The organism is Pseudomonas sp. JAI111, assembly GCF_024809425.1.
In the GTDB taxonomy this organism is placed as follows: domain Bacteria; phylum Pseudomonadota; class Gammaproteobacteria; order Pseudomonadales; family Pseudomonadaceae; genus Aquipseudomonas.
Genome location: NZ_JANUCB010000003.1, coordinates 311,454 through 334,812 on the forward strand (window position 1 = coordinate 311,454; position 23,359 = coordinate 334,812).

Genomic DNA, 23,359 nt, shown 5'->3' on the forward strand with positions numbered 1-23,359 from the left:
GTTCGATTTCCTTATGGGCTGCCCATCAGCGTAGCCGCTCAGCCGAGAAACAGCTGATAGGCCGGGTTGTCGCTTTCGTCCCAGTACGGGTAGCCGATTTCCTCAAGCGCTGCCGGCACCAGGTGACGCTCATCGTGCGGCACTTGCAGACCCGCGACCACACGGCCATCCGCCGCGCCGTGGTTGCGGTAGTGAAACATCGAAATGTTCCAGCGTCCGCCCAGTTTGTTGAGGAAGTTGAACAGCGCGCCCGGACGCTCCGGGAATTCGAAGCGCAGAATCACTTCATCGACCACATGGGCCGCACGACCGCCCACCATATGGCGAATGTGCAGTTTGGCCAGTTCGTTGTCAGTCAGATCCAGTACCGGGAAACCCTGCTCGCCGAGGCTGGCGATTAGCGCACTGCGCGGGTCGGTTTCCGGGTGCGTCTGCACGCCAACAAAGATGTGCGCTTCGCTGCCGGTGTTGTAGCGGTAGTTGAATTCGGTGATCTGGCGCTTGCCGATGGCTTCGCAGAACGCCTTGAAGCTGCCCGGCTTCTCGGGGATGGTCACGGCGATGATGGCTTCTCGCCCCTCGCCCAGCTCCGCGCGCTCGGCGACATGGCGCAAGCGGTCGAAGTTGACGTTGGCGCCCGAGTCGATGGCGACGAAGGTCTGCCCGGTGACACCATTGAGCTCGACGTACTTCTTGATCCCCGCCACGCCCAACGCGCCGGCAGGTTCGGTGATCGAGCGGGTATCGTCGTAGATATCCTTGATTGCCGCGCAAATTTCGTCAGTGCTGACGGTGATGACATCGTCGACATAGTCTTTGCAGATTTCGAAGGTGTGCTGACCGATCTGGGCCACTGCAACACCATCGGCGAAGATACCCACGGTCGGCAAAATCACGCGCTCGCCGGCCGCCATGGCGGCTTGCAGGCAGTTGGAGTCGTCCGGCTCGACGCCGATGATCTTGATGTCCGGGCGCAGGTATTTCACATACGCCGCGATGCCGGCGATCAGCCCGCCGCCACCGACCGGAACGAAAATCGCATCGAGACGCCCCGGGTGCTGACGCAGAATTTCCATCGCCACCGTGCCCTGCCCGGCAATGGTGTGCGGATCGTCATACGGGTGGATGTAGACGTAGCCTTTTTCGTCGACCAGTTTCAGCGAGTAAGCCAGGGCTTCGGGGAACGAATCCCCGTGCAGCACCACTTTGCCACCACGGGAGCGCACGCCTTCGACTTTGATTTCCGGGGTGGTCTTGGGCATCACGATGGTGGCTTTGACGCCCAACACTTTCGCCGCCAAGGCCAGGCCTTGCGCGTGATTGCCCGCCGAGGCGGTGACCACGCCGCGTGCGCGCTCTTCATCGCTCAGCTGGGTGAGCTTGTTGTAGGCGCCGCGAATCTTGAACGAGAACACCGGCTGCAAGTCTTCGCGCTTGAGCCAGACACTGTTGCCCAGCCGCTCGGAGAGCTGACGGGCAGTCTGCAATGGGGTTTCTACGGCAACGTCATAAACGCGCGAGGTGAGGATCTTTTTGACGTACTGTTCGAGCATCGGAAAGCATCACTGAGCGGGTTGGGCAGGGCCAACGAGTCTAACCCGCCTTTCGGCCGGGCGACCACACGAATCCAGAGGTTTTAGCCGGGCAAGGGGCTATAATGCCGGCCTTTCCGTTCCCCTTGCCCGCTTCGGAGCCCGCATGACCCAGGATCAACTCAAACAGGCAGTGGCTCAAGCCGCCGTCGACTTCATCCTCCCGAAACTCGACGACAAGAGCATCGTCGGGGTCGGCACCGGCTCCACCGCCAACTGCTTCATCGATGCACTGGCCCAGCACAAGGGCGCGTTCGATGGCGCCGTCGCCAGTTCCGAAGCCACCGCCGCCCGCCTCAAGGGCCACGGCATTCCGGTGTATGAACTGAACACCGTCAGCGACCTGGAGTTCTACGTCGACGGCGCCGACGAAAGTGACGAGCACTTGCACCTGATCAAGGGCGGCGGCGCAGCCCTGACCCGCGAAAAGATTGTGGCGGCCGTGGCCAAGACCTTCATCTGCATTGCCGACGCCAGCAAACTGGTGCCGGTACTCGGCGCGTTCCCGCTGCCGGTCGAAGTGATCCCGATGGCTCGCAGCCACGTGGCCCGCGAACTGGTGAAGCTCGGCGGCGACCCGGTTTACCGTGAAGGCGTGCTGACCGACAACGGCAACATCATCCTCGACGTCTTCAACATGCAGATCACCAACCCGGTAGAGCTGGAAAAGCAGATCAACGCCATTGTTGGCGTGGTCACCAACGGCTTGTTCGCGGCACGTCCGGCGGATCTGCTGCTGCTGGGCACCAGCGAAGGCGTCAAAACCCTGCGCGCCAAGTAATCCCAACGCAAAAAAAACTTGTGGGAGCGGGCTTGCTCGCGAATGCGGTGGGTCAGTCGACATCTTTATTGACTGACACACCGCATTCGCGAGCAAGCCCGCTCCCACAGTGGTTTTGTGGTGCAGGTCAGGGCTGTGCTGGTTTTTTGAAGACGTAAAACAGGTTTGGCTCGCTCACCAGGTACAGGTTGCCGTCGTCGTCCATCGCGATGCCTTCCGCTTGTGGCACTGACTTTTGCAGCCCCTGACGCCCCTTGCTCAGGGACAGGGTACTGAGCGGTCGCCCATCGACATCCAGCTCCAGAATCAATCGAGACTCGTCGGACAGCGCCAGCAAATGGCCGCTGCGCTCGTCGTATTGCAGACTGGAAAGATCTCGCACGAACATTCCGGCATCACGCTTGGGGTTGTTGACCACGTGCACAGCGTAGGATTTCTCCGGATTGTAATGCGGGAAGCCCTGCACCTCGTAGATCAGCATCGGGTCGCGCTCCTTGGCCACAAACAGGCGCTTGCCCACCGAATCGTAAGCCAGGCCTTCGAAGCCCTTGTTGCTGCCCATATGCACGCCGAGGGTCATCTGCTCGGCATCCGCGGCATCGAGGAACGCCGTGTCTTTCTCAAGGTGAATCTTGATCAGCCGTTGCTGGCTCTCGTCGGTGATCACGTAGGTGTCGGCGCTGATGAACTCCACCGCCTCCGGGTCGCCAAAACCAATCAACGCAACGCGCCGCAGGATTTTGCCTTCAAGGGACAGCTCGACCAGCTCTGAATTTTTGTTGGTAACCGTGAACAGGCTTTTGCGCACCGGATCAAACGTCAGCGCGGAGACATTATCGTCCAGCCCGTCGATCACCCGTGCATCGATGTCCACTCGGAATTGATCCAGACCAATGGATTCGCTGCTTTGCGGCTGCCAAAGCGCATTCAGGTTGAACCACGCACGCTCGAACAGACGCATGTATTGGCCGACTGCAATCAGAGCAATCAGCGCAATCACTGACAGGATCAAAATGAGGAATTTGGGACGCGCAAGTCGACGCATTCAGGCGAGCTCGAAAACAAAACGGGCGGATGAAATATCACGCCCGTATGAACTCAAGCTTAATGGCCAGTGGCTTGCGACCACAACAGCGGGTTTGTGGCGATTACTTCTTCTTTTCGAAGCGGTAGAACAGGTTCGGCTCACTCACCATGTACAGGTTACCCGCCTCGTCCATGGTCACGCCTTCGGCACGTGGAATAGTGTTCTTCAGGCCGTTGAAGCCACCCAGCAGGGCGATGAAACTGACTTGTTCGCCCTTTTTATCCAGTTCCATCAACAAGTGAGAGTCGGCGGACAGCACCAGCATGTGACCGGTGCGCGGGTCGATGGCCAGGGCCGACAGGTTGCGCATGTCCAGCGCATGGCTGGCCAGCTTCAGCTTGTCACCGGTAAGGACTCGGCCGTCACCTTTCCAGGCAAACAATGCCGGCGGACGCTCTTCGCCCAGCAGCAGCTGCTGGTTTTGCGAATCCCAGGTGACACCTTCAAAGGCCTTGTTCTGGTCTTTCGAAGGCCCAAGATCGTACTTCGTAAAATTATCGATGTTCAATTCACGGGTGTCGGCATCGACCTTGACGATGGTGATCAAGTGCGAGCGCTCATCGACAATCGCCAGCAGGCCATTGCCCAGCACGGTGACGCCTTCCGGGTTGCTCCAGCCCACCAAGGGCATTTTGCGCAGCACGTCGCCTTGCAAGTTCAGCTCGACGAGGAACGGGTTCTTGCCCATGACCGAAAACAGGGTCTTGGTCTGCGGGTCGTAGGCCAGGTCCGAGGCCTCGTCCTTTTCCATACCCGGCAGCAATTTGCCGTCGATCACCGCTCGGTAATCCGGTAGCCAGACACTGGCCTGACGCTCGGCCGGACTCTTGAATTGCTCTTTCACCCAGAGTACGCCGCGATCATCCCAATGCATTGCAAAGGCGACGCCGTATGCGACGGCCGCCACCAGCAGCCAGATATACCAACGCAAGGCGAACCGTGGGCGACGGGAAGTTTTGAAAGTGGGCAGCGGTTGGGTGGCCATTCGGGGTCCGTTCCAGAAATTCAGGCTAAAGGTAATAGCACAAGTGGGCCGGCTGGGAGGCCCGGATCCGCGGAATTATCCAGAGACGATGTGAAAAAAACGGCAAATGGCGGATGACCCTTCCGCCGCCAGACCTGATACCACAAGAAACCAATGTGGGAGCGAGACCGCTCCCACACGGGGTTTGCGGTGTTTCGGTTAGCGCACGCTGCTGGTGAAGCGGCTGGCGCCCGGCAATTCCAGCACGATGTCATCACCAACATTCAGCGGACCGACGCCCACCGGGGTGCCCGTCAGGATCACATCACCGGCCTGCAGCGAGAAGCAGCCGGCCATGTACTGGATCATCGGCACGATCGGGTTGAGCATGTCTTTGCTGTTGCCATCCTGGCGCACTTCACCATTGATGGTCAGGCGGATGCCGATGTCGGTCAGGTCGGCAAAGGTGCTGCCGGCCACAAACGGCGCAATCACTGCCGCACCGTCGAAGGACTTGGCGATTTCCCATGGCAAGCCTTTGGATTTCAGCTCGGCCTGCTTGTCGCGCAGGGTCAGGTCCAGGGCCGGGGCAAAACCGGAAATCGCATCCAGCACTTCTTCACGGCTTGGTTTGGTCGACAGAGGCTTGCCGATCAACACGGCAATTTCCGCTTCGTAATGCACCGAACCGCGCTCGGTCGGAATGCTGAAACTGCCTTCCAGCGGCACCACGCAACTGCCCGGCTTGATGAACAGCAACGGTTCGGTAGGCACCGGGTTGTCCAGTTCCTTGGCGTGTTCGGCGTAGTTGCGGCCGATACAAACCACTTTCCCCAGCGGGAAATGAATACGCGTGCCGTCGACATACTGGTGCTGATAGCTCATTGACCGACTCCTGGTTCGTAGCGCTTAAGTTCGAAAGTCAAACAGCGAAAATCTTGCCCGGGTTCATGATCCCGTTCGGGTCGAACACTGCCTTGACCGCTTTCATGTACTCGATCTCGACCGGCGAGCGGCTGTAGGTCAGGTAATCACGCTTGGTCATGCCCACGCCGTGTTCGGCGGAAATCGAACCGTTGTACTTCTCGACGGTTTCGAACACCCACTTGTTCACGGTGGCGCACTTGGCGAAGAACTCGTCCTTGCTCAGGTTATCCGGCTTGAGGATGTTCAAGTGCAGGTTGCCGTCGCCGATGTGACCGAACCAGACGATTTCGAAATCCGGATAGTGTTCACCGACGATGGCGTCGATTTCCTTCAGGAACGCCGGGACTTTCGATACGGTGACCGAGATGTCGTTCTTGTACGGCGTCCAGTGCGAAATGGTTTCGGAGATGTATTCGCGCAGCTTCCACAGGTTCTGCAGTTGGGTTTCGCTCTGGCTCATCACGCCGTCCAGCACCCAGCCCTGCTCAACGCAGTGTTCGAAGGTTTCCAGGGCGTGGTTGGCCACTTCTTCGGTGGTCGCTTCGAATTCCAGCAGCGCGTAGAACGGGCAATCGGTTTCGAATGGCGCCGGCACGTCACCGCGCGCCATGACCTTGGCCAGGGCTTTATCGGAGAAGAATTCGAAGGCGGTCAGGTCGAGCTTGCTCTGGAAGGCGTGCAGAACCGGCATGATCGAGTCGAAATCAGTGGTACCAAGCACCATCGCGGTGAGATTTTTCGGGGCACGGTCCAGGCGCATGGTCGCTTCGACCACAAAACCGAGGGTGCCTTCAGCGCCGATGAACAGCTGACGCATGTCGTAGCCGGTGGCGTTCTTGATCAGGTCGCGGTTCAGTTCGAGCAGATCGCCCTTGCCGGTGACGACCTTCATGCCTGCCACCCAGTTGCGGGTCATGCCGTAGCGAATCACCTTGATCCCGCCGGCATTGGTGCCGATATTGCCGCCAATCTGGCTGGAACCCGCCGAAGCGAAGTCCACCGGGTAATACAGGCCTTTCTCTTCGGCGACGTTCTGCAAGTGTTCGGTGACCACGCCTGGCTGGCAGACCGCGGTGCGGTCGGTCATGTTCACTTCGAGAATCTGGTTCATGTAGTCGAAGGACACAACGACTTCGCCATTGGCGGCGACCGCCGCGGCGGAAAGCCCGGTGCGACCACCGGATGGCACCAGCGCCACCTTGTGTTCATTGGCCCAGCGCACAATGGCCTGGACCTGCTCGGTGGTCTTGGGGAACACAATGGCAGTCGGGGCCGGGGCGAAATGCTTGGTCCAATCCTTACCGTAAGCATTCAGGGAGTCGGCATCGGTCAGCACCTTGCCAGGCTCAACCAGGGTCTTCAGCTCTTCAATCAAGGCAGGATTGGTCATCGACAGAACTCTCGAACAATTCATGGTCATCCTGAGAACGCTTCACGTCGCAGGAATGAGTGTTTAGCGGGGTGCATATGCTAGCATACCGACCCCGCAGCATAGTGCCCAACGGCCTTCTGCGGCGACGGCATTCTTGCCGTTCGGGTCAGCGTCTGCTGGCTTCCTGCCATTTTTCTCCGGGATACAGGTTTACGCAGATGAGCAAGACTTCTCTCGATAAGAGCAAGATCAAGTTCCTTCTTCTCGAAGGCGTCCACCAATCGGCTGTCGACGTCCTCAAGGCGGCGGGCTACACCAGCATCGAGTACCTTACAGGTTCTCTGCCGGAAGCCCAGCTCAAGGAAAAGATCGCTGATGCGCACTTCATCGGCATTCGCTCCCGCACTCAACTAACCGAAGAAATCTTCGATCACGCGAAGAAACTGGTCGCTGTCGGCTGTTTCTGCATCGGAACCAACCAGGTCGACCTGAACGCTGCTCGCGAACGCGGTATCGCGGTGTTCAACGCGCCGTACTCCAACACTCGCTCCGTTGCCGAGCTGGTGCTGGCCGAAGCGATCCTGTTGCTGCGCGGCATCCCTGAGAAGAACGCTTCCTGCCACCGTGGCGGCTGGATCAAGAGCGCTGCCAACTCCTTCGAAATCCGCGGCAAGAAGCTGGGCATCGTCGGTTACGGTTCGATCGGTACTCAATTGTCGGTCCTGGCTGAAGGCCTGGGCATGCAGGTGTACTTCTACGACACCGTGACCAAGCTGCCACTGGGTAACGCCACCCAGGTCGGCAACCTGCACGAACTGCTGGGCATGTCCGACATCGTCACCCTGCACGTTCCGGAAACCGCTGCGACCCAGTGGATGATCGGCGAGAAGGAAATCCGCGCCATCAAGAAGGGCGGCATCCTGATCAACGCCGCGCGCGGCACCGTGGTCGAACTGGACGCCCTGGCGGACGCGATCAAGGACAAGCACCTGATCGGCGCGGCCATCGACGTTTTCCCGGTGGAGCCTCGCTCCAACGACGAAGAGTTCGAAAGCCCGCTGCGTGGCCTGGACAACGTGATCCTGACCCCGCACATCGGCGGCTCCACCGCTGAGGCGCAAGCCAACATCGGTCTGGAAGTGGCGGAAAAACTGGTCAAGTACAGCGACAACGGTACGTCGGTATCGTCGGTAAACTTCCCGGAAGTGGCCCTGCCGGCTCACCCTGGCAAGCACCGTCTGTTGCACATCCACGAGAACATCCCGGGTGTGATGAGCGAGATCAACAAGGTCTTCGCCGAAAACGGCATCAACATCTCCGGTCAGTTCCTGCAGACCAACGAGAAAGTCGGCTACGTGGTGATCGACGTCGACGCCGAGTACTCGGAAATGGCGCAAGAGAAGCTGCAGCACATCAACGGCACCATCCGTTGCCGCGTGTTGTTCTGACAGTGACTTGAGCGAAAAAAAAGGAGCCCTTCGGGGCTCCTTTTTTCATGGGCGCTACACTGTCACTTAACGTTGACGGTGATTTTCTTCGACACGATTGGCGGATCGAACGGCATGTGGCCGCTGTCGCCCAACTCCAGCTGCAAGGTGTGCTTGCCCGGGGCCAATTTGATTTCAGCCTGGGTCTGCGCCTTGCCGAAGTGCATGTGGTTGGCATCATTCGGAATCGGCGCGCCGGCGGCAGGCATTTTGTCGACATCGATCAGCAGATGGTGGTGACCGGTGTTCTTGGTCACATCACCGGCCGGAGCCAGCGAGACATCCTTGACACCGAATTTGACGGTGAAGTTTTCCGGGACAGTGGCGCCGTCTTCGGGAGATACGATGAACACTTCCGCACCTTTCGGCGCCGGAGTCGCAGCGCTGGCCAGCACCGACACACCCATCAACAGGCCAGCCAATGCTGCTCGTGACATAAACGTTTTCATTCTCTTCTCCAGTTTTTCCGTAAAATCGGCGTGGCCATGACAACTTCACGGCCATTTGTTGTCGAAGGCACTCGACAACCATAGCAAAGCGAGCCTGACTCAGAGCATCGCAATAAATGTATTCAAAGGAGTGACCATGCGCTTTTTGCCTGGCCTGATCTGCCTGCTACCCCTCTTGAGCCCTTTGGCTCATGCCGAACTGATTGACGATGTAAACGACCGTGGCGAACTGCGCATTGCCCTTGAGGCTAATACACCGCCGTTCAATTTCAAGGACGACGGCAAACTCACGGGCTTCGAAGTCGAACTGGGCCAACTACTGGCCAGCGAGCTGGATGTGCGAACCGACTTCGTCGTGACTGACTCCAGCGACCTGTTGTCCGGCGTTGAAACCGGCAAGTACGACATCGCCATCAACCACATAGAAATGACCCCGGATTTGAAGGATCGTTTCGACTTCACCGAACCTTACATTCGCACCCATGCGCAATTGATCGCGCAGAAAGACGACACACCGCGTTCAATCCTGCTGGTGCAGTCGCTGACGGAAGAAAAGCCCAAAGCCGCCCCGGCGGTGAGCCTGGCGATTCCGTTTCAGAAGGGTAACCCGGCGTTCCACGCCAGCCTGGAAAACGCCTTGCAGCGGATCAAGACGGATGGGCGACTGCAGAAGCTGGAGCAGAAATGGTTTGGTGCGGATACGAATGTGGCGCCCAAACCCTGACCTCAGGGCTGATGAGTAACCTTGTAGGAGCTGTCGAGTGAAACGAGGCTGCGATCTTTTGATTTTGCCTTTTAAAAACAAGATCTAAAGATCGCAGCCTCGTTTCACTCGACAGCTCCTACAGGGGTTTTGTGTGGGTCCGTTAGTCTTGTGTGGCTAACGCTGCCGCCGCTTCGGGCAGCTCCAACTCACTGAAGACTTGAACGCCATGACGCTTGAGCAACGCTGCCGTCACCCCTTCGCCACTGACTTTCACGCCGCTGAACGTCCCGTCATACGTGAACAGATTCCCGCAGGACGGGCTGTTGGCCTTGAGCACCGCGATGCGGATGCCGTGCTTTTGCACCAGCTCCAGCGCCTGATAAGCCCCGGATAGAAACGCCGCACTGACATCCTCGCCCGCGGTCGTGATCACCGACGCATGGCCATCGAGCACTTCAGCGCCCTGCCCGCCGGGGATTTCCGCTGCCGCTCTGGGGGTCGGCAAGCCTCCCGCGACTTCCGGGCACAACGGCACGACGCGACCTTCGTCGAGCCACTGTTGAAGCTGATCAAACGGCCCGCTCGCCCCGCCGTCGTAACGTACGCGGTGGCCCAACAGGCAGCGGCTTACCAGAATTTTCTGCATGCTCAGAACGGCTCGTTACCACGGCGCCGGAACCAGCCCGTCAATGACAGGCGATCCCGGGTCGCGGGCAGGACTTCATGGGGCACCTCGCCCGACAGAAACACCACCAGGCATCCGCCGGTGGGCACCACATCGTGCTCGACGCCTCCCTCCAGGTACATGCGCAACTGGCCACCGTGCTCGGGCAACCAGGCGTCATTGAGGTAGATCACCGCTGACACCATGCGCCGATCGTCATCGCGGAAACGGTCGACATGCTTGAGGTAGAAGGCGCCGGGCGGGTACAGCGCGAAATGGCTTTCGAAGTCTTCCAGTCCCAGGAACAACCCGCGATTCATCGCCTCGCGCAGACTGTCCATCAAGCTCAGATAACGGTCGCAAGCCTCATTCTCACCGGGTTCAAGCCATTGAATATGGTCGCCGCGAATCCCCTCGCGAATCTCCGACGTCGGCCCGCGCCCGACGGCCGCCGGGGCCAATTCGCCTTCGGCTGCACGTTTATGGCACTCAGCCGCCAACACTCGGGTCAGATCCAGAGGCAGGAAGATATTCTGCTGCGACCAGCCGCGTTCGGCCAGGTCGTCGACGATACGTAACAGCAGCGGGTGATCAGAGGATATTTGCATGGCGCGCATAGTATTCCTGTGCCTGCAAATCCGACAGAGCCGCGCAGCGGAGGATTTGTCGGATTACTGATACGAATTCTCGACAAGTACGAAAGCCGCACGGAGAATAGTCGCCTGCTGACAGGAGTCCCTATGCGCCGTTTGCTTTTTTCACTGCTGATACTCTGTGTTTTGCCCGCATGGGCAGACGGCCACGACCAGTTGTACAAGGTCGCCGGTTGGCCAGATCAGCGCGCGCATTTCAACGACGCGCTCTCGGCGGCGCAGCAGCGCTACCAGAACAGCCTGCCACCGGCGGTGTTTCAGGCCCTGGTCAACAACAGCAATCAGCGTTTCGCTCCTCAGGCTGTGGATCAACGCGCCGAAGCACAATTGCGCAAAAGCCTCACCGACCCGAAACCCGCACTGACCTTCTTTCAATCCCCCTTGGGCAAAAAAATCGTCGCCGCCGAACTGCTGGCGACCCGCCGCGATCAGCTGGCGAAAAATGCCAAGGGGTTACCCAAGATTCAAGCCAGTGACAGCCGTACACTGATCATCGGCCATCTGGCCCAGGCCCTGCCCGCCCGCGAAGCTGGTGCCGAGGTCAGCCTGGCGATCGCCGGCGTTGCGGCGGACAGCCTCAGCTCGATGATTCCCGGTTTGCTCGGCAATGGTCAGGCGCAAGGCATGCTCAATGGTCAGCGCCAGCGCTTGATGGACCAGATCGGCGCGGACCTGAACAACACGCTGTTGTATGTCTATCGCGATCTGTCGGATGAAGAACTGGAAGAGTTCGCCACGTTCGCCGAGTCCGCCGAGGGCAAGGCTTATTATCAGGCAGCGTTGGCGGCGATTCGGGCAGGGCTGGCGGTGGGGCAGGAGACTTCGAGTCTTTCCCAGTAATCTTCGGCGCCTGATAAATCGCTATCGCGAGCAAGCTCGCTCCCACAAGGTCATGTTCGCCGGACAACTGTGGGAGCGAGCTTGCTCGCGATGAGGCCCTGACAGTCGCTAAATATTTCGCCCCTTGATCCGCTTCGTCAAAAACCCGAAATACTCCTCCCGCAACGCCAGCGTCTCATTCGCCAGATGATGCCGCGCCTGCGGCAGCATCAGCACCTGCGGCCGATCGAACTTGGCCTTCAACACCTCAAGGTTATGCTCCCAGTCCACCGTCATGTCCGATTGCCCCTGCACGATCAATGGACGTCGCGAACTGTTTGGTGCGGCCTCGATGCGTTTGATCCACCGCGCCAGTGCGCCGACCCAGGCAGTCGGCAGTCTTAACGGCTGCAACGGATCGGCTTGCAGGAACGGCAAGAAGTCAGGGTCGTTGGAGTTCTCGCTGAAGCGTCGGGCGATCGCTTTGACGAAGGGTTTGAGCAGGTAATAGCTGAGCTGCGACCAGCCCCAGGCACGCGGCCGAACCAGTGGCGAGAGCAAAATCAACTGCCCCTGGGCCGGGCTGCTCGCCCCCTGATTCAGCACATGATCGATCACGATCGCCCCGCCGGTACTTTGCCCGCACAAATGCCACGGTTGCGGTAAATCAAGGGCCACGGCATCGGCGAACAACCCTTGCAGGGTGTGCTGATACTCGGCGAAATCCTTGATGCTGGCTCGCTCGCCACTGGACAAACCATGGCCGGGCAAGTCGCAGGCAATCACCGCAAAGCCTTGATCCAGTGCCCACTCGATCACATGCCGATAGAGTCCGGTGTGATCGTAGAAGCCGTGGAACAGAAACAGCGTCGCCTTCGCTTGCTCGGGCCACCAGACCTGGCTGACCACTTGATAGCCATCGACCTCGAAGCGCCCCAGCCCGCGACGCAGCGTTCGCCCGGCGAATTCCAGCCCGTAAAACCGCTGGTACGCCAGGGCTTCTGCCGAAAGCGGCTGCCACTCGGCCAATGGCCGCAAGCTGGCGCGCAGATGATCGGGGTCGAAAGTGGCAGGCATGTACGATTCCAGACGCTAAACAGACTTTATGGGCCTGCGATATTCATCTGTCGCGGCAAGCATGGCAAGCTAGCCGACCTTCGAGGATTGAAACCCATGCGTCCGGCCTATCGCACCACACTGCTTGCCAGCCTGCTCGCCCTCGTGTGTGCTGGCGTGTTGTGGGCTGCGTATGACTGGTTTCAGGGTCGCTACCTGCGCGCGTTCAGTTCACACACCGCCGTGTTTTCAGGCGATCCACTGCGCCTGCCCGACGAACTCGCCGGCCCCGGCCCCATCCGCCTGGTGCATTTTTGGGATCCTGCCTGCCCGTGCAATGTCGGCAACCAGCAACACCTGACCGAACTGGTTGAGCAGTATGCGTCGCGCGGCGTCGAGTTTTATTCGGTACAAAAGCCCGGCAGCCATGGTCAGTTGCCCAGCACCCTGAGCCGCCTGAAAACCATCACCGTACTCCCGGGTTCCGAACAGATCCCCGCCAGCCCTGCGGTGGCGATCTGGGACCGCAGCGGCAAACTGGCGTATTTCGGCCCGTACAGCGAAGGCCTGACCTGCAATTCGAACAACAGCTTTATCGAACCCATTCTGCAAGCACTGAGCGAAGGTCGCACGGTAGGCGCGACCCATACGCTGGCCGTCGGCTGCTACTGCCCTTGGCAAGCGGATGTGAAGTAAGGCATTCCTGACTTTTCCAGGACCGCGATGCCCGGCACAGGAGGTCTGTGCTACATGTTGCAGCCCACGACGGCGGCAATCCCGAAGAACAAGGAGTCTCCATGAAACGCGTCCTGACCGTACTTGTATTGCTGATCGTCACGCTCGTCATCGGGGTTGGCGGGTACGTGTACATCAAGCAGCCGACGCGCCAGGGCCAAGTGGAACTTCAACGCCTGCAAGGTTCGGTGACGGTGCGCTACGACGAGCGCGGCGTGCCGCACATCCGTGCCGAAAACGAAACCGATCTTTACCGCACCCTCGGCTACGTGCAGGCCCAGGACCGGTTGTTCCAGATGGAAGCCATGCGCCGCCTCGCCCGGGGCGAACTGGCCGAAGTGCTCGGCCCGAAACTGCTGGACACCGACAAACTGTTCCGCAGCCTGCGCATTCGTGAACGCGCCGAAAGCTATGTGGCCGCCCTGGATCGTCAGTCACCGGCGTGGAAGGCGCTGGAAGCCTATCTGGATGGCATCAATCAATATCAGGACACTCACGCGGCGCCCATCGAGTTCGACGTGCTGGGCATCCACAAGCGTCCTTTTACGGCGCAAGACAGCATCAGTGTTGCCGGCTACATGGCGTACAGCTTTGCCGCAGCGTTTCGCACCGAACCGTTGCTGACCTACGTGCGCGATCAACTGGGCGCCGAGTACCTGAACATTTTTGACCTCGACTGGCAGCCCAAAGGCGTGCTGGCCAAGACCCGCCCAGCTGCCGCCCCCGCGCTTGCCGCCAATGACTGGAAAGACCTGAACGCCCTCGCCCGCCTGAGTGAACAGGCATTGGCCGAGAACGGCTTGCCGCAATTCGAAGGCAGTAACGCCTGGGTGATTTCCGGCAACCGAAGCAAAAGCGGCAAACCGCTGCTGGCCGGGGATCCGCACATTCGCTTCTCGGTGCCGTCGGCGTGGTACGAAGCGCAATTGTCGGCACCGGGCTTTGAGCTATACGGTCATCATCAGGCGCTGGTGCCATTCGCCTTTCTCGGCCACAACCTGGATTTCGGCTGGAGCCTGACCATGTTCCAGAACGATGACCTCGACCTGATCGCCGAGAAGATCAACCCGGACAACCCGAACCAGGTCTGGTATCGCGGCAATTGGGTGGACATGGTCAATACCGAGCAACAGATCGCGGTGAAAGGCCAGGCACCGGTCACGCTGACACTGCGCCAGTCACCCCACGGCCCGATCATCAATGACGTGCTCGGCACTGCCGCTGGCAAGACACCGATCGCCATGTGGTGGGCGTTCCTTGAAACACCCAATCCGATCCTCGACGGCTTCTACCAGCTCAACCGCGCCGACACCCTGGCCAAGGCGCGCGCCGCAGCGGCCAAGGTTCAGGCGCCGGGGTTGAACATCGTCTATGCCAACGCCAAGGGCGATATTGGCTGGTGGGCCTCGGCGCTGCTGCCCAAGCGTGCGGCCGGAGTGAAGCCCGGGTTCATTCTCGACGGCAGCACCAGTCAGGCGGACAAGGAAGGTTTCTACCCGTTCAGCACCAACCCCCAGGAAGAGAACCCGGCGCGTGGCTATATCGTTTCGGCCAACTTCCAGCCTGTGTCGCCGACCGGCATGGAGATTCCCGGTTACTACAACCTCGCCGATCGCGGCCAGCAACTCAATCGCCAGCTTGGCGACAAGAACGTGAAGTGGGACAACGACGCCAACCAGAAACTGCAACTGGGCACCACCACCGCCTATGGCCCTCGATTGCTGGCGCCGCTGTTGCCGGTACTGCGTGAAGTGGTGAGCGATCCGGCCGAACTCAAACTGGTCGAGCAACTGGCCCGGTGGCAAGGCGATTACCCGCTGGAGTCCACCAGCGCCACGCTGTTCAACCAGTTCCTGTTCAATCTGGCCGACGCGACGATGCACGATGAACTGGGCAACGATTTTTTTGAAACCCTGCTCTCGACCCGAGTGATTGATGCCGCGTTGCCGCGGCTGGCGGCCAACCCCGATTCACCGTGGTGGGACAACCGCAACACCCTCGGCAAGGAAACCCGTGCCGACACGGTCAAGGTCGCGTGGCAGGCGAGCATCGCCCATCTCAAGACCGTCCTGGGCCCTGACTTCACGCAATGGCAGTGGGGCAAGGCGCACACCCTGACGCATGGCCATCCGCTGGGAACGCAAAAGCCGCTGGAGCGGATTTTCAACGTCGGCCCGTTCGCAGCGCCCGGCACCCACGAAGTGCCGAACAACCTCTCCGCCAAGATCGGACCGGCGCCATGGCCAGTGACGTACGGACCGTCAACACGGCGCCTGGTCGACTTTGCCGATCCGGCCCACAGCCTGACCATCAACCCGGTCGGCCAGAGCGGCGTACCGTTCGACAGCCATTATGAGGATCAGGCCGAGGCGTATGTCGAAGGGATTTATTACCAGGCGCATTTCAATGAAGAAGAAGTCACGGCCAATACGCGCAGTACGTTGAAGTTTTTGCCGGCGCGGGCGGCACCTTAGATTTTTGTTGGCTGGGCTGACGCCTTCGCGGGCAAGCCCGCTCCCACAGGGATTGCGTTGCAACTGTGGGAGCGGGCTTGCTCGCGATGAGGGACTCAAGAACAACGCAAATACCTGCTCAAACCATCGCCGCAAAATTCTGCCTGAACTGCTGCGGCGTCACCCCAAGCCTGCGATTGAACACGCTGCGCATGTGCTGGGCGTCGCGAAATCCGCATTGGTACGCCACGGTTTTCAGCGGTGAGCGGGTGCTTTCAAGCAGCACCCGCGCCGCATCCACCCTCGCCCGCTCGACGAATTCCGCCGGGGTGACTTTCGCTTCCTTGGCGAACACCCTGGAAAAGTTGCGGGCGCTCATGTTGGCCGCGTTTGCCAGGTCGGCGATGGTCAGGTCGCCAGTGAGGTTGGCCAGCACGTAAAGCTGAACCAGCGCCACCGCCGAGGTCGGCTCGGCGTGCGGCGTGAGAAACGGGCTGAACTGCGATTGCCCGCCCGAACGCTGGGTAAACACCACCAGGCGTTTGGCCACGCTCAAGGCCACTTCCGGTCCGTAGTCTTGAGCCAGCAGATACAACGACAAGTCGATCCCGGCCGTGACCCCGGCCGAGGTGTAAAGCTCGCCGTCCTGCACGTACAGCCGATCGGCGTCCACCTGCGTCGACGGGCATAACGCGGCCAATGCTGGGGCATCATTCCAATGCGTGGTGACGGTTCGCCCCTCAAGCAACCCGGCGCGGGCAAGCATGAACGCACCGTTGCAGATCGAACCAAAGCGCCGCGCAGCCCCACACGCATCGCGCAACCAGGCATCGAACGCCACACCGAAATTCGTGAACGGTAACTGCGGGCCGCCGGCTACCAGCAGCAAGTCATAAGCTTCCAGCGCCTCGCTGAAATGTCGATGGGCATTGAGCGACAGACCGTTGGAACACGGCATCACTCCGTGCTCGACACCGATCACCTCCAACCGGTAATGGTCTTGCGGCTCAAGGAAGCGATTGGCCTCGCTAAACACATCCATGGGACCGGTGACGTCCAGCGACTGGACGCCCGCGAACACCACGATGGCAACGGTTTTACTCATGGCAGGAAACGCCCTCAAGGGTGGATGCCGCAATGACGGCAAACACAAAACCTGTGGGAGCGAGCCTGCTCGCGAAGAGGCCTGATCAGTCGACAGCTATGTTGAACGATCAACCGAAATCGCGAGCAGGCTCGCTCCCACAGGGACCGCAATTACCCTGCAACCCTAGCCAATCCGCGCGCAACAAGCGAGGTTGGCGCGATATGCATGCTCATTGGCCGGGATCGCAGCCATGGATCGATTGTCCGGTCCGGGGGCCCGGAACAGACTTGTTCCATCAGCGCCGCCACGGCGTTCCCCACGAGGAAAGCACCTATGAGCAGCACCATCGCCGGTATCCAAATCCCCGACAGCGCCTTAGCCAGGGCCACCACTGAATACATTCGCGACGCAGAGCCTGACCTGCTTTACCACCATTCACGCCGGGTGTTTCTGTTCGGCGCCTTGAGCGGCGAGCGCAAGCAATTGGCCTACGATCCGGAGTTGTTGTACGTCGGCGCGATGTTCCATGACCTGGGCCTGGTGGAAGGCCATCGCACTGACGACGAGCGTTTCGAAGTCGACAGCGCCAACGCCGCCAAGGCATTTCTCAAGCCGTATGGTTTGTCCGACGACGATATCGAGCAGGTGTGGCTGTCGATCGCGCTGCACACGACACCGGGCGTGCCGCAGCACTTGCGGCCTAACGTTGCGCTGGTGACTGCCGGCGTCGAGATGGACGTGTTGGGCATCGATTACGCGGCGTTCCCCACTGCACAGCGTGAGGCGGTGGTGCATGCGCATCCACGGGGAGAGGGTTTCAAGGAATGCATCCTGTGTGCGTTCGCCAACGGCTTCAAGCACAAACCGGACACCACGTTCGGCACCGTGAATGCCGACGTGCTGGTGGACAGCGAGCCGGGGTTCAAGCCGATGAACTTCGTCGAGATCATCCGCAAATCCCCTTGGGTTTCCTAAAACAAATGTGGGAGCGAGCTTGCTCGCGATGAGGCCATGTCAGTCGACAAAGATGTTGACTGATAGACCGCTATCGCGAGCAGGCTCGCTCCCACATTGGATCGGGTTGGCCACGTAATTGTGGCCAACCTTTATGCCGCTTCCGGTGCCGGGGCGCGACGCACGTCCGGTTGTTTCCAGGAGTCGGCAGCGCCTTCTTCGATCGCTTGCTGGATTGCACGCTTGCGACTTTCTTCGGCACGGCGGCTGAAGAACCAGACCAGGAACGTCATCAGCGAAACCGCCAACAGAATCAGGCTGGCCACGGCGTTGATCTCGGGTTTCACGCCCAGGCGCACCGCCGAGAACACTTCCATCGGCAAGGTCGTCGAGCCAGGGCCCGACACGAAGCTGGCCAACACCAGGTCATCCAGCGACAGGGCAAAAGACATCATGCCGCCGGCGCCCAGGGATGGCGCGATCATCGGGATGGTGATCAGGAAGAACACCTTCCACGGCCGCGCACCGAGGTCCATGGCCGCTTCTTCGATGGACAGGTCCAGCTCACGCAAGCGCGCCGATACCACCACCGCTACATACGCCGCACAGAATGTAGTGTGGGCGATCCAGATGGTGACGATGCCGCGTTCCTGCGGCCAACCGATCATCTGCGCCATGGCCACAAACAACAGCAACAGCGACAGACCGGTGATCACTTCGGGCATCACCAATGGCGCTGTCACCAGTCCACCGAACAGCGTGCGACCCTTGAAGCGAGTGATTCGCGTCAGGACAAACGCCGCCAAGGTACCCAGCACCACCGCTGCTACCGCCGTGTAGCAGGCGATTTCCAGCGAGCGCACCACCGAGCCCATCAGCTGGGTGTTGTCCATCAAGCCGACGTACCACTTGATCGACCAGCCGCCCCATACCGTTACCAGTTTGGAGGCGTTGAACGAGTAGATCACCAGGATCAGCATCGGTGCGTAGATGAACAGCAGACCCAACACCAGCATCAAGCTTGAGAAACGAAAGCGCTTCATTCTTTGCCCTCCATTTCTTTGGCCTGACTACGGTTGAACAGGATGATCGGCACAATCAGGATCGCCAGCATCACCACCGCCAGGGCAGACGCCACAGGCCAGTCACGGTTATTGAAGAACTCTTGCCAGAGCACTTTACCGATCATCAGGGTTTCCGGACCGCCCAGCAGTTCCGGGATCACGAACTCACCCACGACCGGAATGAACACCAGCATGCAACCGGCGACGATGCCGTTCTTGGACAGCGGAATGGTGATTTTCCAGAAGCTGTTGAACGTACTCGAACCCAGGTCCGACGCGGCTTCCAGCAAGCTGGCATCGTGTTTCACGAGGTTGGCGTAGAGCGGCAGGATCATGAATGGCAGGTACGAATAAACGACGCCGATGTACACCGCAAGGTTGGTGTTGAGGATCTGCAGTGGTTCGTTGATCCAGCCCATGCTCATCAGGAAACCATTAAGCAGACCGTTGTTGCTGAGGATGCCCATCCACGCATAGACGCGGATCAGGATCGCGGTCCAGGTCGGCATCATGATCAGCAGCACCAGCACCGTTTGCAGCTCTTTACGGGCACTGGCGATGGCGTAGGCCATCGGGTAGCCGATCAGCAAACAGAGGACGGTGCTGATCAGCGCCATCTTCAACGAGCCAAGGTAAGCGGCGATGTACAACTCGTCGCCGGCCAGCATCGCGTAGTTGCTCAAGTTGAGCAGCAACTGCAGCTTCTGTTCGGCATAGCTGTAGATTTCGGTATACGGCGGAATGGCTACGTCGGCTTCGGCGAAGCTGATCTTCAGGACGATGAAGAACGGCAGCATGAAGAACATGAACAGCCAGATGAATGGAACCCCGATGACCATCTGACGGCCACCGGGAATTATTCGATTGAAACGGCGTTTCAATTTGCGCATGTTCATGAGCGAAGTACCACGCCGCTATCGTCTTCCCAATACACGTAAACCTGGTCACCCCAGGTTGGGCGCTGGCCACGGCGCTCGGCGTTGGCGACGAAAGACTGGACGATCTTGCCGCTCGGCAGTTCGACGTAGAACACCGAGTGGCCACCGAGGTAGGCGATGTCGTGCACCTTGCCGCTGGACCAGTTGTATTCGCAAGTCGGCATGGTCGGCGTCACCAGCAGTTTTTCCGGACGGATCGCGTAGGTCACGGATTTGTCCTGCACCGAGGTGCTGATGCCGTGGCCGACGTAGATCTGGCGATCCAGGTCCTTGCAAGTGATGGTCGCGTGGCCTTCGGCGTCGTCGATCACTTCACCGTCGAAGATGTTGACGTTGCCGATGAATTCACAGACCAGGCGGCTGGTCGGGGTTTCGTAGATGTCGATCGGGCTGCCGATCTGCGCGATCCAGCCCAGGTGCATGATCGCGATGCGCTCGGCCATGGTCATGGCCTCTTCCTGGTCGTGGGTCACCATGACGCAGGTTACGCCGACGCGCTCGATGATCTCGACCAGTTCGAGCTGCATTTGCGAACGCAGTTTCTTGTCCAGTGCGCCCATAGGTTCGTCGAGCAGCAACAGCTTCGGACGCTTGGCCAGGGAGCGCGCCAGGGCGACACGCTGACGCTGGCCACCGGACAGCTGGTGCGGCTTGCGCTTGGCGTATTGCGTCATCTGAACCAGCTTGAGCATGTCCGCGACACGGGCATCGACTTCAGCGGCGGGGATTTTGTCCTGCTTGAGGCCGAAGGCGATGTTCTGCGCCACGGTCATGTGCGGGAACAACGCATAGGACTGAAACATCATGTTGATCGGCCGCTCGTAGGGCGGCATGTCGGTGATGTCTACGCCATCGAGGAAAATACGCCCCTCCGTAGGCCGTTCGAAGCCTGCGAGCATGCGCAGCAACGTGGATTTGCCCGATCCCGAACCGCCGAGCAGGGCGAAAATCTCGCCTTTCTTGATTTCCAGGGACACATCGTCCACGGCAATCGTCTCGTCGAACTTCTTCGTGACCCGGTCGATTTTGACCAACACCTGTTTAGGTGTCTGGTCGCCCTCGAGGGCTTTCTTATAGGCGCCGGAGGCAACTGCCATTTACGAAACTCCCAACAAATTTGCAGTTCGCTCAAGGTGAGCCAACCTTGGATAATTTGAGCCTTGCAGCTATTTACCCGACTTGACCTTGGTCCAGCTGCGGGTCATCAAACGTTGAATGTTTGGTGGTAACTCGACTGACACGTAGGTCTTGTCGAGGATTGCTTGCGGTGGATAAACCGACTCGTCAGTGCGGATGGACTGTTCCATCAATTTGTCCGAGCCGGGGTTGGGGTTCGCATAGCCAACAGAATCACTGACCTGTGCGATCACCTCGGGTTTCAACAAGTAGTTGATGAAGGCGTGGGCTTCCTTGACGTTGGCCGCATCCTTGGGGATCGCCAGCATGTCGAACCAGAGCGCGCCGCCCTCTTTGGGAATGGAGTAGGCGATGTTCATGCCTTTGCCGGCCTCAGTCGCCCGGGCCTTGGCCTGAAACATGTCACCGGAAAAACCGATCGCGATGCAGATATCGCCATTGGCCAGGTCCGCGATGTACTTGGACGAGTGGAAGTACGTCACGTAAGGCCGCACCGCCAGCAACTTGGCTTCGGCCTTCTTGTAGTCTTCGGGGTTGGTGCTGTTGGCGTTGAGGCCCATGTAGTTGAGGACCGTGGGCATCATTTCATCGGCGGAGTCGAGGAACGCCACGCCACAGCTTTGCAGCTTCTTGATGTTTTCCGGTTCGAACACCGCACTCCAGGAATCGATCTTGTCGACGCCCAATACCGCCTTGATCTTGTCGACGTTGTAACCGATGCCGTTGGTGCCCCAAAGGTACGGTACGGCGTATTGGTTACCCGGATCGTTTTGCTCAAGACGCTTGAGCAGCACCGGGTCGAGATTGGCATAGTTGCTCAGCTTCGACTTGTCGAGCTTCTGGAACGCGCCAGCCTTGATCTGCTTGCCAAGGAAGTGATTGGACGGCACGACCACGTCGTAACCAGTGCGCCCGGCCAGCAACTTGCCTTCCAGGGTTTCGTTAGAGTCGAAAACGTCATAAACCGGCTTGATGCCGGATTCTTTCTGGAAGTCGGCCAGGGTCGTCGAACCGATGTAGTCCGACCAATTATAAATATGCACGGTACTTGCGGCCTGGACGCTGACAGCCAGTGTCAGTCCGGCGCCGACCAGCACGGCATTGCGCAACAAAGAAAAAACAGGCAAGTGGAGGTCCTCTAAAATTAGTTGGGCCCAAGTTGCCCCGCGTTACATGACAGTCATGGCTGCCCAGCAACAAAACCGGCGCGCAACTTACCCTCGAAAAACCGTTCCAGCAAAACTTTCTGTCATTTAATTACACCTGCTGCCGTCACCGCGCAGGCGACGACAGCAGGTTATTGCCTCAAACCGGCTTATTTACCCGATTTGATCTTGGTCCAGCTGCGCGTCAGGATCCGCTGGGTCGCGGCCGGCAAGTCGGCAATCGCGTACAGCTTGGCCTGCACGTCCGCCGGCGGGTAGATACCCGGGTCGCTGGTGATGTCTTTATTGACCAGTGCGGTGGCGGCGGCGTTACCGTTCGGGAAGCGCACGGCGTTGGTGATCGCAGCCATGACTTCCGGCTTCTGCAGGTAGGTCATGAACTTGTAGGCGCCTTCGACGTTTTCGGCATCTTTAGGGATGGCGACCATGTCGTAGAAGCTGCCTGCACCTTCTTTCGGAATGTTGTAGCTGACTTTCACCTTGTCACCGGCTTCGGCGGCACGGGACTTGGCCTGATAGACGTCACCCGAATAACCGACTGCGACGCAAATGTTGCCGTTGGCCAGGTCGGAGATGTACTTGGAGGAGTGGAAGTAAGCGATCGAAGGACGGACTTTCAGCAGCAGCGCTTCAGCCTTGTCGATGTCTTCTTTCTTCTGGGTGTCGGTTGGCAGGCCCAGGTAGTGCAGCGCTGCCGGGATCATCTCGGTTGGCGAATCCAGCAGGCTGATACCGCAAGACTTCAGTTTGGCGGCGTTTTCAGGCTTGAAGATCAGGTCCCAGGAGTTGGTTGGAGCATCGGCACCCAATGCAGCCTTGACCTTCTCGGCGTTGAAGCCGATACCGATCGAACCCCACATGTAAGGGAAGGCGTGTTCGTTGCCCGGGTCGCTCACCGATACCGCTTTGAGCAGGTCAGGGTTCAGGTTCTTCCAGTTAGGCAGTTTGGACTTGTCCAGCTTCTGGTAAACGCCGGCCTTGATCTGCTTGGCCAGGAAGTTGTTCGACGGTACGACGATGTCGTAACCGGACTTGCCTGCCAGCAACTTGGCTTCCAGAGTTTCGTTGCTGTCAAAAACGTCGTACACCACCTTGATCCCGGACTCTTTTTCAAAGTTCGCGATGGTGTCCGGTGCAATATAGTCGGACCAGTTGTATACGTGCAGGACCTTGTCGTCCGCCTGCACCGCGCCCGCCATCATGCCCATCAGGGACATGGCGAGGAGAGTCTTGCCAGCAAACTTTTTGCCTAATGCCTTCATTCGTAA

General features: G+C 59.3%; 22 protein-coding genes. 7 read left to right on the forward strand and 15 right to left on the reverse strand.

The window, feature by feature from the left end:
* Positions 1 to 38 precede the first annotated feature (38 nt).
* Positions 39 to 1,553: a threonine ammonia-lyase, biosynthetic gene (gene ilvA / locus HNR03_RS12345; RefSeq protein ID WP_222588890.1), complete on the reverse strand. Its 1,515-nt coding sequence runs from the start codon at positions 1,551 to 1,553 to the stop codon at positions 39 to 41.
* A 145-nt stretch (positions 1,554 to 1,698) separates the two neighbouring features.
* On the opposite strand from ilvA, the gene rpiA reads away from it, so the two are divergent.
* On the forward strand, positions 1,699 to 2,373 hold the full coding sequence (rpiA, locus tag HNR03_RS12350) for a ribose-5-phosphate isomerase RpiA (RefSeq protein ID WP_090188399.1): 675 nt from the start codon (positions 1,699 to 1,701) through the stop codon (positions 2,371 to 2,373).
* Between the two features lie 127 nt (positions 2,374 to 2,500).
* On the opposite strand, the gene HNR03_RS12355 is transcribed toward rpiA, so the two are convergent.
* The 4 genes from HNR03_RS12355 to HNR03_RS12370 all read right to left on the reverse strand — a co-directional run bounded on the left by HNR03_RS12355 (position 2,501) and on the right by HNR03_RS12370 (position 6,741).
* Positions 2,501 to 3,418 (reverse strand): SdiA-regulated domain-containing protein, encoded by a 918-nt coding sequence (locus HNR03_RS12355; protein WP_259153836.1) that lies wholly within the window; start codon positions 3,416 to 3,418, stop codon positions 2,501 to 2,503.
* A gap of 103 nt (positions 3,419 to 3,521) precedes the next feature.
* Entirely contained in the window at positions 3,522 to 4,445 is a 924-nt protein-coding gene (locus tag HNR03_RS12360) for an SdiA-regulated domain-containing protein (protein WP_259153837.1), read from the reverse strand.
* Positions 4,446 to 4,643: 198 nt separating this feature from the next.
* Positions 4,644 to 5,309, reverse strand: coding sequence for a fumarylacetoacetate hydrolase family protein (locus tag HNR03_RS12365; protein WP_222588893.1), 666 nt, complete (start codon positions 5,307 to 5,309; stop codon positions 4,644 to 4,646).
* Positions 5,310 to 5,346: 37 nt separating this feature from the next.
* Positions 5,347 to 6,741, reverse strand: coding sequence for an FAD-binding oxidoreductase (locus tag HNR03_RS12370; RefSeq protein WP_090178428.1), 1,395 nt, complete (start codon positions 6,739 to 6,741; stop codon positions 5,347 to 5,349).
* Between the two features lie 200 nt (positions 6,742 to 6,941).
* Between HNR03_RS12370 and serA the strand changes: the two genes are divergently transcribed.
* A complete protein-coding gene (serA, locus tag HNR03_RS12375) occupies positions 6,942 to 8,171 on the forward strand; it encodes a phosphoglycerate dehydrogenase (RefSeq protein WP_222588894.1) in 1,230 nt (409 codons plus the stop codon).
* A 62-nt stretch (positions 8,172 to 8,233) separates the two neighbouring features.
* Here the strand turns inward: serA and HNR03_RS12380 are convergent, their stop codons facing one another.
* Positions 8,234 to 8,659, reverse strand: a complete 426-nt coding sequence (locus HNR03_RS12380; protein ID WP_259153840.1) for a DUF4399 domain-containing protein — start codon at positions 8,657 to 8,659, stop codon at positions 8,234 to 8,236.
* A 136-nt stretch (positions 8,660 to 8,795) separates the two neighbouring features.
* On the opposite strand from HNR03_RS12380, the gene HNR03_RS12385 reads away from it, so the two are divergent.
* Positions 8,796 to 9,383 (forward strand): transporter substrate-binding domain-containing protein, encoded by a 588-nt coding sequence (locus HNR03_RS12385; RefSeq protein ID WP_259153841.1) that lies wholly within the window; start codon positions 8,796 to 8,798, stop codon positions 9,381 to 9,383.
* A 142-nt stretch (positions 9,384 to 9,525) separates the two neighbouring features.
* Here the strand turns inward: HNR03_RS12385 and HNR03_RS12390 are convergent, their stop codons facing one another.
* Positions 9,526 to 10,011 (reverse strand): DUF523 domain-containing protein, encoded by a 486-nt coding sequence (locus HNR03_RS12390; protein ID WP_259153844.1) that lies wholly within the window; start codon positions 10,009 to 10,011, stop codon positions 9,526 to 9,528.
* A 2-nt stretch (positions 10,012 to 10,013) separates the two neighbouring features.
* The gene (locus tag HNR03_RS12395) at positions 10,014 to 10,646 is read right to left on the reverse strand and encodes a 2OG-Fe(II) oxygenase (RefSeq protein WP_222588900.1); all 633 of its coding nucleotides are present in this window, start codon (positions 10,644 to 10,646) and stop codon (positions 10,014 to 10,016) included.
* Between the two features lie 123 nt (positions 10,647 to 10,769).
* Between HNR03_RS12395 and HNR03_RS12400 the strand changes: the two genes are divergently transcribed.
* Positions 10,770 to 11,522 carry a DUF2059 domain-containing protein gene (locus tag HNR03_RS12400; protein WP_222588901.1) on the forward strand — a complete coding sequence of 251 codons (753 nt, stop codon included), beginning with the start codon at positions 10,770 to 10,772 and terminating at the stop codon, positions 11,520 to 11,522.
* A 108-nt stretch (positions 11,523 to 11,630) separates the two neighbouring features.
* Here the strand turns inward: HNR03_RS12400 and HNR03_RS12405 are convergent, their stop codons facing one another.
* Positions 11,631 to 12,578, reverse strand: coding sequence for an alpha/beta hydrolase (locus HNR03_RS12405; protein WP_259153845.1), 948 nt, complete (start codon positions 12,576 to 12,578; stop codon positions 11,631 to 11,633).
* A gap of 96 nt (positions 12,579 to 12,674) precedes the next feature.
* Here HNR03_RS12405 and HNR03_RS12410 point away from each other — a divergent pair, with 96 nt between their 5' ends.
* Both HNR03_RS12410 and HNR03_RS12415 read left to right on the forward strand, forming a co-directional pair.
* Positions 12,675 to 13,253, forward strand: a complete 579-nt coding sequence (locus HNR03_RS12410) for a DUF6436 domain-containing protein (RefSeq protein ID WP_259153847.1) — start codon at positions 12,675 to 12,677, stop codon at positions 13,251 to 13,253.
* A 101-nt stretch (positions 13,254 to 13,354) separates the two neighbouring features.
* Entirely contained in the window at positions 13,355 to 15,766 is a 2,412-nt protein-coding gene (locus HNR03_RS12415) for a penicillin acylase family protein (protein WP_259153849.1), read from the forward strand.
* Between the two features lie 118 nt (positions 15,767 to 15,884).
* Here the strand turns inward: HNR03_RS12415 and HNR03_RS12420 are convergent, their stop codons facing one another.
* Positions 15,885 to 16,850: a GlxA family transcriptional regulator gene (locus HNR03_RS12420; protein ID WP_259153852.1), complete on the reverse strand. Its 966-nt coding sequence runs from the start codon at positions 16,848 to 16,850 to the stop codon at positions 15,885 to 15,887.
* A gap of 315 nt (positions 16,851 to 17,165) precedes the next feature.
* On the opposite strand from HNR03_RS12420, the gene HNR03_RS12425 reads away from it, so the two are divergent.
* Positions 17,166 to 17,807 (forward strand): HD domain-containing protein, encoded by a 642-nt coding sequence (locus tag HNR03_RS12425; protein WP_222588906.1) that lies wholly within the window; start codon positions 17,166 to 17,168, stop codon positions 17,805 to 17,807.
* A 131-nt stretch (positions 17,808 to 17,938) separates the two neighbouring features.
* Here the strand turns inward: HNR03_RS12425 and HNR03_RS12430 are convergent, their stop codons facing one another.
* From HNR03_RS12430 to HNR03_RS12450, 5 genes are all read right to left on the reverse strand, one after another.
* Complete coding sequence (locus tag HNR03_RS12430; RefSeq protein ID WP_090178391.1) at positions 17,939 to 18,829, reverse strand: ABC transporter permease subunit; 891 nt, start codon at positions 18,827 to 18,829, stop codon at positions 17,939 to 17,941.
* Positions 18,826 to 19,707, reverse strand: coding sequence for an ABC transporter permease subunit (locus HNR03_RS12435; protein ID WP_259154165.1), 882 nt, complete (start codon positions 19,705 to 19,707; stop codon positions 18,826 to 18,828). The genes HNR03_RS12430 and HNR03_RS12435 overlap by 4 nt, the downstream gene beginning before the upstream one ends.
* Positions 19,708 to 19,742: 35 nt before the next feature.
* Complete coding sequence (locus HNR03_RS12440; protein ID WP_208670983.1) at positions 19,743 to 20,885, reverse strand: ABC transporter ATP-binding protein; 1,143 nt, start codon at positions 20,883 to 20,885, stop codon at positions 19,743 to 19,745.
* Between the two features lie 69 nt (positions 20,886 to 20,954).
* Entirely contained in the window at positions 20,955 to 22,052 is a 1,098-nt protein-coding gene (locus tag HNR03_RS12445) for a polyamine ABC transporter substrate-binding protein (RefSeq protein ID WP_222588908.1), read from the reverse strand.
* A gap of 188 nt (positions 22,053 to 22,240) precedes the next feature.
* Entirely contained in the window at positions 22,241 to 23,353 is a 1,113-nt protein-coding gene (locus HNR03_RS12450; protein WP_222588909.1) for a polyamine ABC transporter substrate-binding protein, read from the reverse strand.
* Positions 23,354 to 23,359 lie beyond the last annotated feature (6 nt).

Coding starts and splice junctions, on each gene's coding strand:
- HNR03_RS12390 (WP_259153844.1), bottom strand. CDS start 10,011: ATGCAGAAAATTCTGGTAAGCCGCTGCCTGTTGGGCCACCGCGTACGT.
- HNR03_RS12440 (WP_208670983.1), bottom strand. CDS start 20,885: ATGGCAGTTGCCTCCGGCGCCTATAAGAAAGCCCTCGAGGGCGACCAG.
- HNR03_RS12420 (WP_259153852.1), bottom strand. CDS start 16,850: ATGAGTAAAACCGTTGCCATCGTGGTGTTCGCGGGCGTCCAGTCGCTG.
- ilvA (WP_222588890.1), bottom strand. CDS start 1,553: ATGCTCGAACAGTACGTCAAAAAGATCCTCACCTCGCGCGTTTATGAC.
- HNR03_RS12400 (WP_222588901.1), top strand. CDS start 10,770: ATGCGCCGTTTGCTTTTTTCACTGCTGATACTCTGTGTTTTGCCCGCA.
- HNR03_RS12355 (WP_259153836.1), bottom strand. CDS start 3,418: ATGCGTCGACTTGCGCGTCCCAAATTCCTCATTTTGATCCTGTCAGTG.
- serA (WP_222588894.1), top strand. CDS start 6,942: ATGAGCAAGACTTCTCTCGATAAGAGCAAGATCAAGTTCCTTCTTCTC.
- HNR03_RS12450 (WP_222588909.1), bottom strand. CDS start 23,353: ATGAAGGCATTAGGCAAAAAGTTTGCTGGCAAGACTCTCCTCGCCATG.
- HNR03_RS12405 (WP_259153845.1), bottom strand. CDS start 12,578: ATGCCTGCCACTTTCGACCCCGATCATCTGCGCGCCAGCTTGCGGCCA.
- HNR03_RS12365 (WP_222588893.1), bottom strand. CDS start 5,309: ATGAGCTATCAGCACCAGTATGTCGACGGCACGCGTATTCATTTCCCG.
- HNR03_RS12425 (WP_222588906.1), top strand. CDS start 17,166: ATGAGCAGCACCATCGCCGGTATCCAAATCCCCGACAGCGCCTTAGCC.
- HNR03_RS12380 (WP_259153840.1), bottom strand. CDS start 8,659: ATGAAAACGTTTATGTCACGAGCAGCATTGGCTGGCCTGTTGATGGGT.
- HNR03_RS12395 (WP_222588900.1), bottom strand. CDS start 10,646: ATGCGCGCCATGCAAATATCCTCTGATCACCCGCTGCTGTTACGTATC.
- HNR03_RS12415 (WP_259153849.1), top strand. CDS start 13,355: ATGAAACGCGTCCTGACCGTACTTGTATTGCTGATCGTCACGCTCGTC.
- HNR03_RS12370 (WP_090178428.1), bottom strand. CDS start 6,741: ATGACCAATCCTGCCTTGATTGAAGAGCTGAAGACCCTGGTTGAGCCT.
- HNR03_RS12410 (WP_259153847.1), top strand. CDS start 12,675: ATGCGTCCGGCCTATCGCACCACACTGCTTGCCAGCCTGCTCGCCCTC.
- rpiA (WP_090188399.1), top strand. CDS start 1,699: ATGACCCAGGATCAACTCAAACAGGCAGTGGCTCAAGCCGCCGTCGAC.
- HNR03_RS12360 (WP_259153837.1), bottom strand. CDS start 4,445: ATGGCCACCCAACCGCTGCCCACTTTCAAAACTTCCCGTCGCCCACGG.
- HNR03_RS12430 (WP_090178391.1), bottom strand. CDS start 18,829: ATGAAGCGCTTTCGTTTCTCAAGCTTGATGCTGGTGTTGGGTCTGCTG.
- HNR03_RS12385 (WP_259153841.1), top strand. CDS start 8,796: ATGCGCTTTTTGCCTGGCCTGATCTGCCTGCTACCCCTCTTGAGCCCT.